Here is a 14731-nt window from a genome sequence, read left to right as displayed (position 1 = left end):
CCAAAATGTCGGTATGGCTACGACATCGAACGCGGCATCCGAGACCATCATTCGTCAGCAGAAGGCGCTCCTCGGGAGTCTGCCGTTCGCCGATACACAGGATTTCGACGACGCCACTCGCGGGCTTGTTGCTCGCCGTCAACCGAACGCGGTGACCGCCGAAGACGGAACAGTTCTCTGGGACAACGACACCTACTCGTTCCTCGAAGGGGATGCACCCGAGACTGTGAATCCCAGTCTGTGGCGGCAGTCGAAACTCGCCGCGATCGACGGATTGTTCGAAGTAGTCCCGGGCATCTATCAGGTCCGCGGAATGGACTTGTCGAACACGTCTTTCATCGAAGGCGACGAGGGGGTAGTTGTCATCGACACCCTCCTGTCTGCCGAAACGGGAAAGGCGGCGCTCGAACTCTATCGACAACATCGGGGAGATCGGCCGATCAAGGCGATCGTCTACACTCACTCACACGTCGATCACTTCGGTGGTGTGAAGGGATTCGTCACGCAGGAGGAAGTCGACGGCGGGAGCGTGAAAATCTTTGCGCCGGAGGGATTCGTCGAGCACGCGGTCTCCGAAAACGTGTATGCGGGTACCGCGATGGGACGACGTGCGGGTTACATGTACGGTGCCGCACTGGCCAGGGGTCCGCAGGGACAAGTCGGTGGAGGTCTGGGACAGACTGTGTCGGTCGGAACCGTCACTCTCATCGCGCCGACCGATATCGTCACCACCACCGGACACGAAGAGACCGTCGACGGTGTCCGCATGATCTTCCAGATGGCACCTGATACCGAAGCGCCGTCGGAAATGTTGATCTACCTTCCCGGCTTCAAAGCTCTGTGTGCAGCCGAAGACGCCACCCACAACTTCCACAATCTCTTGACGCTACGCGGCGCTGTTGTGCGTGATCCTCACGGTTGGTCGCAGTACCTCACCGAAACCATCGACATGTTCGGTGACGACGTCGAAGTTGTCTTCGCCTCGCACCACTGGCCGACTTGGGACAACGACCGCGTCGTCGAATTCCTTGCCACGCAGCGTGATCTGTACGCCTACGTCCACGATCAGACGCTGCGCATGATCAACAAAGGTCTCACCGGACCTGAAATCGCCGAAGAGATCCAGTTGCCACCGTCGCTCGAGAATGCCTGGAGCGCAAAAGGTTACTACGGTTCGATCAGCCACAATGTGAAGGCGATCTATCAACGCTATCTCGGTTGGTTCGACGGCAACCCGGCCAGTCTGTGGGAACATACTCCGGTCGAGCAATCCATTAGGTACGTCGAATTCATGGGTGGCGCCGACGCAGTGGTCACCAAAGCGCGTGATTCGTTCGACGCCGGCGACTACCGTTGGGTCGCACAGGTACTCAATCACGTCGTGTTCTCGGAGCCTGGTCACGCCGGAGCCAAAGCGCTGTTGGCCGACACCTACGAACAGCTCGGCTACGGTGCGGAGAACGGCACCTGGCGCAACTGGTATCTCTCCGGTACTACAGAACTGCGTGGTGGCCAGTTCGGCACCCCCACCGAAACCACCGCCCCGGATGTAATCGCGCAGCTGACACCTGCAATGTTGTTCGACGCCATAGCGATTCAAGTTGACGGTCCGAGTGCCTGGAATGAACGACTGTCCATCGACGTCGTGCTGACCGATGTCGACGAACGCTACCGATTGCGGCTCGCCAACGGAGTCCTGACCTACAGTGCGCACAGTCAAAAGGATCCTGCGGACGCGATCCTGTCCACGACCAAACGATCGCTGCCTGCGTTGGCTCTCGGCGGATTGTCCGCCGAAGGGCTTGCCGATGCCGGCATCGCGCTCACCGGGGACGAGTCGGTTCTGGCGCGACTTGCCGCGGTGTTGGATCCCGGCGACAAGAACTTCGCGATCGTGACTCCCGACTGACGGCGTACTCGATTGCCCGGATCAGGCGATAACGCGAATCGGCCACTGGCCGTCGACGTCTCCTACGTCCCGGCCCTGGCTGAGTAGGTACTCGGCGAAATCACGCTGGCGCTCGGCGTGCCAATCGGCTTGATCGACCATGAGATCGAGCCCCAGGAGGTCGGGGAACCGCACGGCCAACTCGCGGGCCAACGCCGCCGCCGCTTTGGCATCGGCCTCGGCTTCGTGCGCCGACTCCAATGAAATTCCGTAGTGCTCGCACACGGCCGCAAGCGTTCGCTTGCCCTTGCGGAACGTATCCATCGCCCGATCGATCACGTACGGATCAATCACCAACCCGGGAACGAATGCGGGCTTGCCGATGCGCAGACCCTCGGCATGCATGACCGTCAGATCATAGGAGGCATTGAACGCCACGACGGCGTGATCGCGCGCCCAGGAATTATGCAGAGCATCGCGAATCTCTTCGTAGCCCTCGGCGTAGTTCTGGCCGTGCCGCGCCGCGTACTCGGTGCTGATTCCGTGAATAGCCGAAGCGTCGGCGGGGATATCGACGCCGGGATCGAGTAACCACGTGCGTGTTTCGACATTCGAACCGTCGATGACCGCGACGCAGGCACTGACGATGCGAGCGGTCGACGGATCCCGCCCCGTGGTCTCGAGGTCGAACGCGCAGATCGGGCGATCGGACCAGCTACTCATCGGGGGCCTTTCGGTGCAGAACGTCATGTCCGAATCACTATGCACCTCCCTACCGACAGAAACGACGAACAGCCACCTCCGCCGGGTGAAGGTGGAGGTGGCTGCTGCGTGACTGTGTGGACCTACAGAGTCTCGGTTCCGACCGTGAAGCGATCCATGACGTCTTCACGTGGAGTCACGCCGAAGCCCGGTCCCTGCGGCACGGCGATGTGGCCGTCCTCGATGACAAACGGTTCGGTGATGTCCTCCTTGTAGAAGCGATCGGACGCCGAGATGTCGCCGGGCAGCGTGAACCCGTCCAGCGCCGCGAGGGCCGCGTTGGCGGCGCGGCCGATTCCGGTCTCGAGCATTCCGCCGCACCACACCGCGATACCGTGTGCCGAGGCGAGATCGTGGATGCGCTTGGCTTCCAGATATCCACCGACACGGCTCGGCTTGATGTTGATGACCGAAGCGGCACCGAGCGTGATGGCATCCGCCGCATCCTTGGCCGACTCGACCGACTCGTCGAGGCAGATCGGAGTCGAGAGGGACTGGGCGAGCTTGGCGTGCTGCACCAAATCGTCCTCGGCCAGCGGCTGTTCGATGAGGAGCAGTGCGAATTCGTCCAGGCGACGGAGCAACTGCGCGTCGACGAGGGTGTACGCGGCATTTGCGTCGACCTGCAGAGGAACGTCGTAGCCGAACTCCTTGCGCACCGCAGCCACGGGAGCGATGTCCCAGCCCGGCTTGATCTTCAGCTTGATTCGCACGTACCCCTGCGACAGATAGTTGCCGACGGTCTCGAGCAGCTGAGGGATGCTGTCCTGGATGCCGACGGACACTCCCGAGGGAACTCGTGTGCGCGTTGCACCGAGGTACCGAGCGAAAGATTGTCCACGACCGCGCAATTCAGCATCGAGAATTGCCATTTCGATAGCCGACTTGGACATCTGGTGACCCACGATGTGGTGAAGTACGCTGCCGACCGTCTCGGCCGAGAGCGGCTGATCCGACTGCGACTTACGTAGCGTCGGAACGAGATACTCGCGAAGCATCGCCCGCGCACCAGCGGTGTACTCCGAGTTGTAGTACGGATCGCTCAGCGAACCGCACTCGCCCCAGCCGACAGTCTCCACCGGACCGTTGGGGCCGTCGGTGGTGCCGCTCACCTTCAGGACGAGGGTGTTGCGCTCGAGCTGGGTGCTGAATGACGTGGTGAAGGGGGAGACGAGAGGGATGCGCAGTTCGCGCAATTCGACGGACTCAATGTGCATGGACTTGCTCTTCTCCGGTTGTCTCGCAGATTTTCGTGAACGTGTAATAGCCGCTGGGGTCGAAGCCGGTCGATTGCCATTCCTTCGAGGCGATCAGTGGTTCGAGGTACTCGCGAAGCGCGTGTCGCCAGGCAAAGGCAGAGGCGCGGTCGACTGTTCTCAGATGCTCGATGTCTCGGGGTATTCCGACTGCGATATCGATGCAGTCGGGTGGGATCGGGAGCATTCGAGGCGTACCGTCCTCGGTGGGTTGAAGCACCTTGAATGTATCATTCACGGCCACAGCAGAACTCGGAGATCCATCGACGTCGAGATCCCAACTGACGAGCATACGATCGCTGGCGTCGCCTGCGTTGATGCCGTCTGCCATCGAACCGTAGAAATCCGGGTTGTATTCGGTCGGTGCGGCACCGAGACGCTGAATGTTGAAATAGGCATTTCGTGCGACCAGTGGATCGAAGGTCCACCGGATCGTCCTGACACCGCGCTCGATGCACCAGTCTCGCTGATGATGCTTGAGGGCGCGGCCGATTCCCTTGCCTGCGTGTCCCGGTAGTACTCCGGCGATGTGTGAGTGCAGAACCTCGCCGAGAGGCTCGACGAAGAATCCGACACAACCACCGATCATTTCGCCTTCGGAAAAGGCTCCCACCACGTAGTGACCACCGTGATGAAGCGCAACCAACATCGCCGTGCCGAAATGAGCCGGTCCGGGGCTGGTAGCCCAGATCTCATCGAAAACGGCGGATAGATCGGCTATTTCGCGATTGTCGACCAGCTCTCGAAACTCAACCGCTTTGCTTTTCGACACGAGGGCCCCCTTCAGACGTGATCGAACGAATAAGGCCCGCAACCAACGCCGTCCTCGGGGCGATAGCGGACACGAGCGCATGCTCGGTCTCGGCGTGTGCACCGCCGCCGACGCCACCGAGGCCATCGAGGGTGGGGATACCGATACCGGCAGTGAAGTTTCCGTCCGAGGCTCCGCCTACGGCGAGCCCGACGGGAGGAGTCAGATCATGCTCGAGCGCAACATGTTCCGCCAACGCCAGCAACGGTGCGGACATCGTCGCTTCGAGAGGTGGTCGGTTGACGCCACCCGAGACCGTGACTACGGCTTCGGGGTGGATTGCCTGCAGGGCTCGGATACTTGCATCGATCCGATCCTGCTCGGCAGCGCTGGTTGCGCGCACGTCCACGTCGACAAAGGCTTCTGCCGGAACGGTGTTGGTGGTGGTTCCGGCCGAAATGACAGTCGGGGTGACGGTGGTTGCCTGCGCAGGCGAGGACAAGTCGTTGACCGCGATCACGAGACGAGCCAGTTCTACTGCAGCATTGATGCCCTTTTCCGGCTCCAGCCCGGCGTGCGCGGCGCGACCGGCAACATGGATCCGATACAGCGACACTCCCTTGCGGACAGTCTTCAGTTCGCCGCCGTCTCCGCCGGCCTCGAGAACCAGTACCGCGCCCGCCGCGAGGTCCTCGATCAGTGACCGCGACGTGGGCGAACCGATTTCTTCGTCACCGGTGACCAGAAGTGTGATTCCGTCGAGTGCATCGTCGCCGTGCAACTCTCGGACGATGGCGAGGGCGTGGATTGCCTGAACGACACCAAGTTTCATGTCGAGGCCACCCGGACCTCGTAGTGCGCCCTCGGGGACCGCTGCGGGTAGGCGCGTCAGGGTTCCGATCGGCCACACGGTGTCGTGGTGACCGAGCAGCATCAGCCGCGTCGGTGAGCTGCCGAAACGGGTCACCAGATGGGTTCGGCCTTCCGTCACTATCGACTCCGGTGTCACTCCGAGTCGCTCGTGGACAAGGTCTGACGTCCACTTCGCGCTGCGGGCAACAGCTTCGAGATCGTGCGACGGCGACTCGACTTCAATGAGCGCGATGGCGTCCTCGAGGATCTGAGGAAGTTGGCGCTCGGCCAGATCGCGGAGAATGGTCATCGGTTGTTCACTCGCGGATACGCGCGGCTTCCGACGTGTAGCAATTGTGTACTCCCGGTGTCGGAGAAAGTGATCCGGATCCAACCCGCTGATTGAGGTAGTTGGGTCGCGAATACTCCAGGGTGAACTTCGATCAGGCTGAGAGAGACGGACTCTGCGCTTTCGGCGTTGACCGAAGGGTCGATGTGCTCGGTGCGGCGGGCGGTCAGGGAACTCCCGGTCCTTTCCAGGACGAAATCGGCAGCAGCATCGCGGTACAGACCGCACAGCGCATCGAGTTCCTCAGGTGAGGACGTGGTGCGGGTGGCGGGGTCTCCAGGCGAAAATGCCGGTGTCACGGCGACGCCGCCGATGGAACCGATCACCTCGGCGAGAAGGTCGCCCGAGAGAGCGTCCATCGCACCGCCGTTGGCCATCAGGACTACCGCAATGCCGCAGGACGGGACCACCCGCAAGAAGGACTGCTGTCCGAGGGTTCCACCGTTGTGACCATGCGCCAGCACCCCGTCCCAATTGTGCAGCAGCCACGTGGTTCCCATGATGTCTGCAGATGACACCTCTCCGATCTGGCGGCGCTCCTCGAGCATCGCCAGATGGGTGGACCGCTGAAGCAGAATCGGATCCTCGCGCATCGAATCCTGCGCGAACAGAAGAAGGTCCTCGGCGGTGCTGTTGATGAGACCGGCGGGGCCCATCGAGCGAGGGATGAGGAATTGTGGTGTCTGCGCGAGATTGTCGGCACCGCCGACATGCCCGACCGCAGCGCGGTGCAGTGCCGTCTCCTCGGGCAAGGTCGTGGTCTTGGTCAGGCCGAGAGGCTCGATGATCCGCTCACGCAGAACCGCGTCCCAACTCTTGCCTCGGAGAACCTCGATGATTCGTCCGGCGATGACGAAGCCGGTGTTGCAGTACGACCAATCGGTACCGGGTGCGAAGAGCTGCACCGTCGATGTCAGGGCTGCGACGTATCGCTCGACGCAGTCGTCGCCGCGTCCGCCGTCGATGAAGACGTCACCGTCGATGCCACTGGTGTGAGTCAACAGGTGGCGAGTGGTGACCGTTTCAGTGGCTACCGCGTCGGCAACTGCGAAGCCCGGCAGAATGTTCCGGACAGGCGAGTCGAGGTCCAGTAATCCTTCTTCGACGAGTTGCATGATCAGGGTGGCCGTCCAGACCTTGCTGATCGAACCCATCTGGAACAACGTGTCGGGAGTGGCCGCGACACCGGTACGGGTACTGACGACACCGGACGTCACCACGGTGCGGTCGAAACCGCTGCGGGTAGTGGTCAGAATTCCGAGCGAAGCACCGGGTACCCCGTACTTCGCGCTCAGGGTGTCGAGTCGGTACTGCCAGTAGTCGGGATCGACCGTGGTCAGTGCCGGCGTAGGCGAGAGATGACGTTCGATCCAGTCGACGAGACGGGTGCTGTAATCCAGACGGTGGGAGGGTCGACCCGTCAGCACAAAGGCATGCGACGCGCCCGGGAAGACCACCAGTTCGGTCGGGGTGCCGGCCAAACGCAGTCCACCGAACCACTGTTCTGCCTGGTTGACCGGGCAGCGGACGTCGCTACCGCCGTGAAGTATCAGCGTCGGTGTCGTCACCTGGGAGACTCGCCCCAGCGGCGAAAGTTCCTGTACCCGAGATGACTGCGGGTCGAATTCGACCGTCTGCAGCAAGATGCCCTCGTCCGAGGGGCCCGCCGTGTTCGCGATGTCGCAGACAAGGCCGCCAGCGACTGCGACGGCAAACCGATCGGTGACGGACGTCAGGGCGCACGTCATGAATCCGCCGTAGCTGTAGCCAGTGAGCACCAGTTGCTTCGGATCGGCCATCCCTTCGGCGACAAGGGTTTCGACTGGTTCGAGCAGGTCGGCGCGATCCGCCTCACCCCAACCGTCACGCACACCGTCGAAGAACTCGTTGCCGTAGCCGTCGCTTCCCCGCGGATTGATCATCAAGACCGTATATCCGAGCGCGACCAGTTCCGCGTGGTACGCGTGCATCGGGGTGGGTGTACCGGTCCAGGCATTGTGTGGTCCGCCGTGGACGTCCAGAACCAGCGGACCGGCGCCCGTGACGTTCGGGTCGCGCAGGATCCAACCCTGAACACGGGTGCCGTCGCTGATGTCGAACCAACGCTCGGAGGCGACTGGAAACGCGACGGAAGTTGTCAGTTCCGTGTTCAATTCGGTGACGGTTTCGACTGCACGAGTCTCGAGGTCGATGACGGCGACCTCACCGAAGGACGTCGCCGTTGCCAGCGCGACGACGGCCTTCCCAGAGGTCAGGGCAAGACCGGAGACCACTGTCTGTTCTCCGGTGAGAAGTGGTGAGACGGAGCCTGATCCGAAATCGACCTTGTGCAGTTCGGTGGAGCCGTGGTTGCGGATGCAGAAGACGATGTCGCCGTCGGCGGTGAAACGCGGTGCGCCACCGGGATAACCGGTCCCGCCAGGCATGACGTTTCGGTCGAGTGCGGATGTCAGACTGCGGTCTTCCATTCGCTGGTCGCGGTGCAGGACAAGAAGTTCGTTGTTGTGAATGATCGGCGTGTGCCAACCGACTGCTACGACGGCGTCGCCGACAGGTGTCCACGTCAGTGGTCCGGCGATGCCGCGTGCGTGCCCCAGCATCCGCGGAGCCGAGGCGAGATCAGTCAGCGATACGGTCCACGCGGAGCTCGCCCGTGTCAGATCGGCATTGCCGTCCATCGCCGCGGTGAAAGCAAGTTCGGTGCCGTCGGGACTGTACGCGGGATGCGAAGCGTCCCAATCGCCGTCCGTCAGTTGCCGAAGCGAGCCGGCGGCCAGATCGAACTCGAACAAGTGCGCCCGAACGCTGCCCCGGACACCGGATCCGTCGACCTTGTAGTTGAGGCGTTTCGCCACCAAGAGGTGTGACGATCCGGCGGCAGTGCGGTCGACCGGGGCGCTGAAGGCGATTCGAGCACCGTCGGGAGAGAACACTGGTGCCCCAGCGCCGAGCGGGAGCTGCGCCGTGGTGGTCATCTGAACGGCGGGCCCGCCGGTGGCGTCGACCTTCCACAGTTGCGGTGTGCCCGAGGAATCCGGCCGAACGAAGACCAACAGCGTGGAAACGGGATGCCATGCCGGCGAGGTGTCGGCAGGTCCCGCGGTGAGCTGTAGTTGCGGGGAAGCCAACCAGATCGAGTGCTCGTTGGTATCCGCGGCCGGATTCGCTTCGGTACGTACGTATGCAATGCGTCCCGACGCCGAGACGGCGATGCTGGTCGGTGTAACCACGGACGCGTAATCCTGGATTCTCGCCGAACGACGTTCTTCGGCACGGGCTACGGCAGCGGGGGAGTCGAGAGTGGTCGGCGTTGTCATTGGAACATCGGCTCCCCGAAGGTCGGGATCGCGGACAACAGCTTTGCCGTGTACGGCTCCTTGGGCGAATCGATCACGTCGAGAACCGGCCCGTGTTCGACGATCTCGCCGCCGAGCATGACTGCGACGTGGTCACAGACATAGCGGATCACCGCCAGGTTGTGACTGACGAACAGAACCGTCAGACCTAGCTGCTTCTGCAGATCCACCAACAGATTCAGAACCGCGCCCTGCACGGACACGTCCAGAGCGGAGGTGATTTCGTCTGCAAGCAGAACTGCCGGTGCGGCTGCCAAAGCCCGCGCGAGGGCAACGCGTTGGCGCTGACCACCAGACAACGACGACGGGTATTCGTGCGCCTTCTCCACCGGCAGTTGGACGGTGGTGAGGAGTCGAGCCACCTCGGCAGCGCGGTCGCCGCGGCCGCGGCGAGCTTTGTCACGACGCTCGGTGGACCGCAGAGCCTCGGCGAGTGACTGGCCGATGGTCATTCGCGGGTCGAGGCACGAGTACGGATCTTGGAAGACCATCTGGATCCGGTGGCGCAGACGAGCCGTCGCGCCGCGGGCGTGAGCGACGTCCACACCGTCGAGAAGGATCTGGCCGGAACTGGGCTCGGCCAAGCCGACAGTTGCTCGCGCCAGTGTCGACTTTCCGGAACCCGATTCACCGACGAGACCGACCACCGATCCGGAGGGGATGTCGAGATTGATGTTCTTGACGGCGTGGAATTTTTTCGAACCGCTACCGAGGTGGACGTTGACGTCACGGAATTCGAGCCTGCTCATCGGATCTCCTCTGCAACAGCCAACAGTTCTTCCAACTCGATGTCGGCGGTGCTCTCCTCGGCGTCGAGGCTCTCCACCTGCCAGGCTTCGTCGACGGTGGCAAGCGGCTTGTCGCGATCGGTGCTCATGGTGGGGACCGCGGCGATCAGCGCGCGGGTGTACGGATGCTTTGCACGACCGGCGATCAGATCGTCGACTGCGATGTCTTCGACGATTTCGCCGGCAAACATGACCAGGACACGGGTGCACATGCCGGTGATGACGGCCATATCGTGCGAGATGAGAAGGATTGCGGCGCCGGTTTCTTCGCGAACCTCGTGGAGCAACCCGAGAACCTCACGCTGAACGGTCACATCGAGCGCAGTGGTGGGTTCGTCCGCGATGATCAGAGCGGGCTTGCCCATCAGACCCATGGCGATCATCGCGCGCTGACGCATACCGCCGGAGAACTCGTGGGGGTACTGCTTCGCACGCCTGGGCGCGTCGGGGATCTTGACGGCGTTCAGTCGCTCGACTGCCGCCTTCTTCGCGTCGACCTTGCTCATACCTTCGTGGAGCCAACCGATCTCGGCGACCTGGTATCCGACCTTGAGAGACGGATTCATGGACGACATCGGATCCTGGAACACCATCGCCATACGTGTGCCGAGTTGGCGGGCAACCTTGCGCGAAGCCGCGTTGTCCGGCCGCTTCCCGTCCTTCATCAGCACGGTGCCGTCGAACTCGATGAGCCCGGCGTCGACCACGGTGGGGTGGTCGGTCAGCTGCGCGATTGCCATGCAACTCAGTGACTTTCCGGAGCCGGATTCACCGACGATGCCCACGGTTTCGCCGCGATGAACTGTAAAACTGATGTTGTCGACGGGGCGACGCCAGTCGTCACCCGCGGGGACTGCGACGGACATGTTGCGGACGGTGAGAACTGCGTCCTCGTCGCTGGGCGCCGAATCGGCCTGAGCAGTTTTCCGGTTGATCGGCTTCCACTTCGGCAGGCGACTGCTGATCGGGCTGCGAACTCCCGCGCCGCGAGCAATGGCCTCGCCGAGCAGCGTGAAGGTCAAGCCGGCGAGCACGACGGCGATGCCGGGGGCAAGTGCGGTGGCCGGGTTGACGAAGATCTTCGACAGACCTTCGTTGAGCATCCGGCCCCAGTCGAATGCAGGTGGCTGAATGCCCAAGCCGAGGAACGAGAGTCCGGCGAAGACCACCAGGCCGCTGCCGACAGCGATGCTGGCATTGACGATGAGTGGTTCACGGATATTGGGGAGAATGTGGCGGAACAGCAGCCCCGGCTTGGTGACCCCGAGGATGCGTGCTGCGTCGATGAAGTCGCGTCCGTTGACCGACGAAGCCAGTGCGTACGTCAACCTCGCGAACGGCGAGGCCAGGGCGAGGCCGATGGCGATCACCGCGCTGCCCGCACCCTGTCCGAGAACGACCAACAGGAAGATCGCGAGGAGCAGTCCGGGGAACGCGATGGCGAAGTTGAGGAATGCCACGACCATTCGTCCGACCCAGCGGGGAGCGAGCGTCGGGAGCGTACCGAGTATCAGGCCAATTGTGACACCGAGTGCGACGGCTCCGAGAGCCATGAGCACCGACAGTCTCGCGGCGGTCATCGTGCGGGCGAAGACGTCACGCCCGCCGGCGTCGGTGCCGAAGATGTGCTCGGAACTCGGTCCCTGAGAGAGTGCCTTCGGGTTGGCTGCGACAGCGGCGTCACCCCAGATCATCGGTCCGAAGATGACGAGGGCGATCAGAGCGGTCAGGAAGGTGAGGGCCAGGATTCCCAATGGGGTGCGGAACGTTCCGACGATCCAGTGTCGTCGCGGGGGCGTCTTGGGGGCCGCAGTGGGGGCCGTAGGTGAGGTGCTCAACTCAGTTCTCCCGAATTGTGGATCGTGGGTCGATGAGAGCGAGCACCACGTCGACGATGAAATTGATGAGAAGGACGATGGCGCCGTAGATCACGACCAGTGTCTGGGCGAGCGGGTAGTCCTTCTCGGTGATGGACTTGACCAGCGCCATGCCCATGCCGGGCCAGGCGAAGATGCTCTCGATGAGCACGGTGCCGGCAATCAGACCACCCAGGAGGAGTCCGGCGAGCGTCAGCGTCGACGTCATGAGGTTGGGCATTGCGTGACGGAAGTAGATTCGTGCCACGGGCATTCGCTTGGCGCGCGCCGTACGGATGTAGTCCATGTCCAACACGCCGAGTGCCTCTGCACGGACGATGCGCGACATCGAGGCGATGGCACCGATCGACATGGCCGCGACCGGGAGGATGTAGCTTTCCGGTCCACCTCGGCCGGCGACGGGCAGAACAGGGAACGTGACGGCAAAGAGGTAGACCAGCGCCGTACCGAACATGAACTCGGGGATCACGGCGATAGTGCCTGACGTTGCGGTGTAACCGATCTCGACTCCGCGTCGTCGACCGTTGCGGGTCAGTGCAGCGAAGATGAGGCCGATCGGAATGCCCAGTAGCAGCACCGTGACGACTGTGAGTACAGCCAGTTCGAGTGTTGCAGGGAGGCGGGACGCGATCACCTCGAAGACCGGAGTCCTCAAGGTGATCGAGTCACCGGGATTCCCGCTCAGCAACCCGCCGACGAATCGGAAGTACTGCTGCCACAAGGGAAGGTCGTAACCGAGCTGAGACCTCGTTGTCTCGACCAGTTCGACCGGTGCGTTCATTCCCAGAGCCAACCGAACCGGGTCGCCCGGAATCAGTTGGAGCATCAGGAACGCCGCAGTCACCAGCGCCCAGAGTGAAATCACGAAGGTGCCGAAACGACGCAGAAGATATGCGGGCCAGCTGTCGGACTCGAGCCACTTTGCTCGAGCCTGAGGCGCCGCTTCTGGTTTCGCGGCTTCAATAGTTTGACTCATGGGCTGTCTTTCCGGAGGGCGGGAACAGATGCAGGGCGGGAAGAGATGCTGAGCGGGAAAACGACTTACTGGTAGAGACGCAACGCAGAACCGGTGAGCGTCTTACCGAATGAGAGTCCGGCCTTGTTGAAGTACACGTTCATGACGGAATCTGCGAAGGGCACGGCCGCGATCGTCTTGGTGAGCTCCGACTCGGCGTCGGCCCAAGCGTCACAAGCGTCGCTACCGGTCAGACCGGAAGCCTTGGTGGCTGCTGCTTCGTAGGCGGGGTTGCTGACCGATCCGAAATTCTTGCCTGCTGCGGGAACCGGCCCGGCAAAGTACGCGGTGAACGTGCTGGGCAGCGAGGAGTTGATCTGGACCCAGGCGATGTCCCAGGCAGAGTTGTCCTTGCCGCTCAGAATGACGTCGATGATCTTGTTCGAGTCACCACCGGTCACCTCGACGTTTGCGCCGAGTTCGGACCACGCCGACTGAGCAAGTTCTGCCGCCGCGTTGCGCGGATCGTCGGTGCCGTCGTACACGAGGCGGAGATTGAGCGGCTTGCCATCCTTGCTTCGCTTGCCGTCAGCGCCGGCAGTCCAACCAGCGCCGTCCAGTGTTGCCTTTGCAGCTGTGAGGTCGAAGTCCGGAATGTTGCCTGCGACAGAGTCGTAGACACAGGCGCGCGGTTCGACGGCGACGAGACTGGTTGCCCGGACCCCGTTTCCGGCGGTGATGACCTGAGTGAGGTCGTCGAGATTGACCGCTTGGATCAGCGCCTTGCGCACTGCCGGATCACTGGTGGGGTTGCTGGCGATCTGGTTGAAGTACATCTGGCCTGCGGGCACCGGCCGGCCAACCGAGTCCAGATTGGCTGCCGCGACGCGGTCCTTGTCCGGCCCGGCGATCGGAGCTGCATTGAGTTCACCCGAGAGAAGCTGATTTGCGGCGGTGCTCACGTTCGGTGCCATCGCGGCGATGACCGTCTTGGGGACGCCGGGGGTATCGGAAGCGGTGCCGTCGGGGCCCCAGTTGTAGCCATCACGTCGCTGGAACGTGTAGTGGTCGTTGGCGGCGACTTCGGTGACTTCGAACATGCCGGTGCCGAGCGACTTCTTGTTCGATGCTGTCGGATCTTTCAGCCCGGCCTCGCACAGGATCGGCAGTCGACCGACGTTGAGAAGCAGGAACGGGCTCGGCGCCGCGGTGGTCACCGTGACGGTGCGCGCTGCCGGATCGGCGGTTGCTGTGGCACCGGTCGGAACGGAGGACCCGCGCAACTGTGAACCGTTGTCCGGATTGGCCACGAAGTTGATGTTGTCCGCGACGGTCTGGGAAGTCAGCGTCGATCCGTCGGTACAGGTCACCCCGTCACGGATGGTGAAGGACGCCGAGGTCGGGGTCTCCTCCCACTTCTCCGCCAACCACGGTCCGACTTCGCTGGTATCGGGATCCTGGTAGATCAGGTAGTCGTAGGCCAATCGAGACAGCTCGGCGGTTGCCTGAGAGGCCGACATGATCGGGTTGAGTGCGCCCGGATCGGCCTGCAGGGCGAAACGGAAGGTCCCGTCCGTGGCCGGTTCACCGCCACTGGCGCCCGAGGACGTGCCTCCCGAGCCACAAGCAGACAACACAAGCGTGAGCCCTGCGGCTGCCGCAAGTGTTGGATAGGAGCGGTGTTTCATGGTGCCTCCGGGATGGAGCTGGGGCCCGAGCGAAAAACGTGAGGGCGCGATTGAGTGTTGACTGCTAAATCTTGGCGCATGACGTGACGCGCATCTCTGTCGATCCTCACGAAAATCGGGTCGATTTTCGTCCGCTCCCACGAAAACCGCCTGGATCGGTGAATACCTGTCCGTATACCGACAGCGACCGGCGAAACACGACGATTTCC

General features: G+C 62.6%; 10 protein-coding genes. 1 reads left to right on the top strand and 9 read right to left on the bottom strand.

Features of this window, described 5'->3' with window-relative positions:
- The first annotated feature begins 13 nt into the window (after positions 1–13).
- On the top strand, positions 14–1909 hold the full coding sequence (locus ABX74_RS21575; protein WP_020909064.1) for an alkyl/aryl-sulfatase: 1896 nt from the start codon (positions 14–16) through the stop codon (positions 1907–1909).
- Between the two features lie 21 nt (positions 1910–1930).
- On the opposite strand, the gene ABX74_RS21570 is transcribed toward ABX74_RS21575, so the two are convergent.
- The 9 genes from ABX74_RS21570 to ABX74_RS21530 form a co-directional block, all read right to left on the bottom strand.
- Positions 1931–2611: a 3'-5' exonuclease gene (locus ABX74_RS21570; RefSeq protein WP_042952889.1), complete on the bottom strand. Its 681-nt coding sequence runs from the start codon at positions 2609–2611 to the stop codon at positions 1931–1933.
- A gap of 122 nt (positions 2612–2733) precedes the next feature.
- Positions 2734–3867, bottom strand: coding sequence for an o-succinylbenzoate synthase (menC, locus tag ABX74_RS21565; RefSeq protein ID WP_047889670.1), 1134 nt, complete (start codon positions 3865–3867; stop codon positions 2734–2736).
- Positions 3857–4678, bottom strand: a complete 822-nt coding sequence (locus ABX74_RS21560; protein ID WP_029256203.1) for a GNAT family N-acetyltransferase — start codon at positions 4676–4678, stop codon at positions 3857–3859. The genes menC and ABX74_RS21560 overlap by 11 nt, the downstream gene beginning before the upstream one ends.
- On the bottom strand, positions 4656–5819 hold the full coding sequence (locus ABX74_RS21555) for a M20/M25/M40 family metallo-hydrolase (RefSeq protein WP_047889669.1): 1164 nt from the start codon (positions 5817–5819) through the stop codon (positions 4656–4658). The genes ABX74_RS21560 and ABX74_RS21555 overlap by 23 nt, the downstream gene beginning before the upstream one ends.
- Entirely contained in the window at positions 5816–9175 is a 3360-nt protein-coding gene (locus tag ABX74_RS21550) for a serine hydrolase (RefSeq protein ID WP_053062067.1), read from the bottom strand. Before ABX74_RS21550 ends, ABX74_RS21555 begins: the two co-directional genes overlap by 4 nt.
- Entirely contained in the window at positions 9172–9963 is a 792-nt protein-coding gene (locus ABX74_RS21545; protein WP_047889668.1) for an ABC transporter ATP-binding protein, read from the bottom strand. The genes ABX74_RS21550 and ABX74_RS21545 overlap by 4 nt, the downstream gene beginning before the upstream one ends.
- Positions 9960–11840, bottom strand: a complete 1881-nt coding sequence (locus ABX74_RS21540; protein WP_020909058.1) for a dipeptide/oligopeptide/nickel ABC transporter permease/ATP-binding protein — start codon at positions 11838–11840, stop codon at positions 9960–9962. Before ABX74_RS21540 ends, ABX74_RS21545 begins: the two co-directional genes overlap by 4 nt.
- A 1-nt stretch (position 11841) precedes the next feature.
- A complete protein-coding gene (locus ABX74_RS21535; RefSeq protein ID WP_019745232.1) occupies positions 11842–12855 on the bottom strand; it encodes an ABC transporter permease in 1014 nt (337 codons plus the stop codon).
- 65 nt (positions 12856–12920) lie between these two features.
- Entirely contained in the window at positions 12921–14522 is a 1602-nt protein-coding gene (locus ABX74_RS21530; protein WP_019745231.1) for an ABC transporter substrate-binding protein, read from the bottom strand.
- Positions 14523–14731 lie beyond the last annotated feature (209 nt).

Origin of the sequence: Rhodococcus sp. ARP2 (genome assembly GCF_001029585.1) — a bacterium.
Classification (GTDB): Bacteria; Actinomycetota; Actinomycetes; order Mycobacteriales; family Mycobacteriaceae; genus Rhodococcus_F; species Rhodococcus_F erythropolis.
Note: the sequence above shows the minus strand (reverse complement) of the source record. Positions and strands in the feature narration are given on the sequence as shown.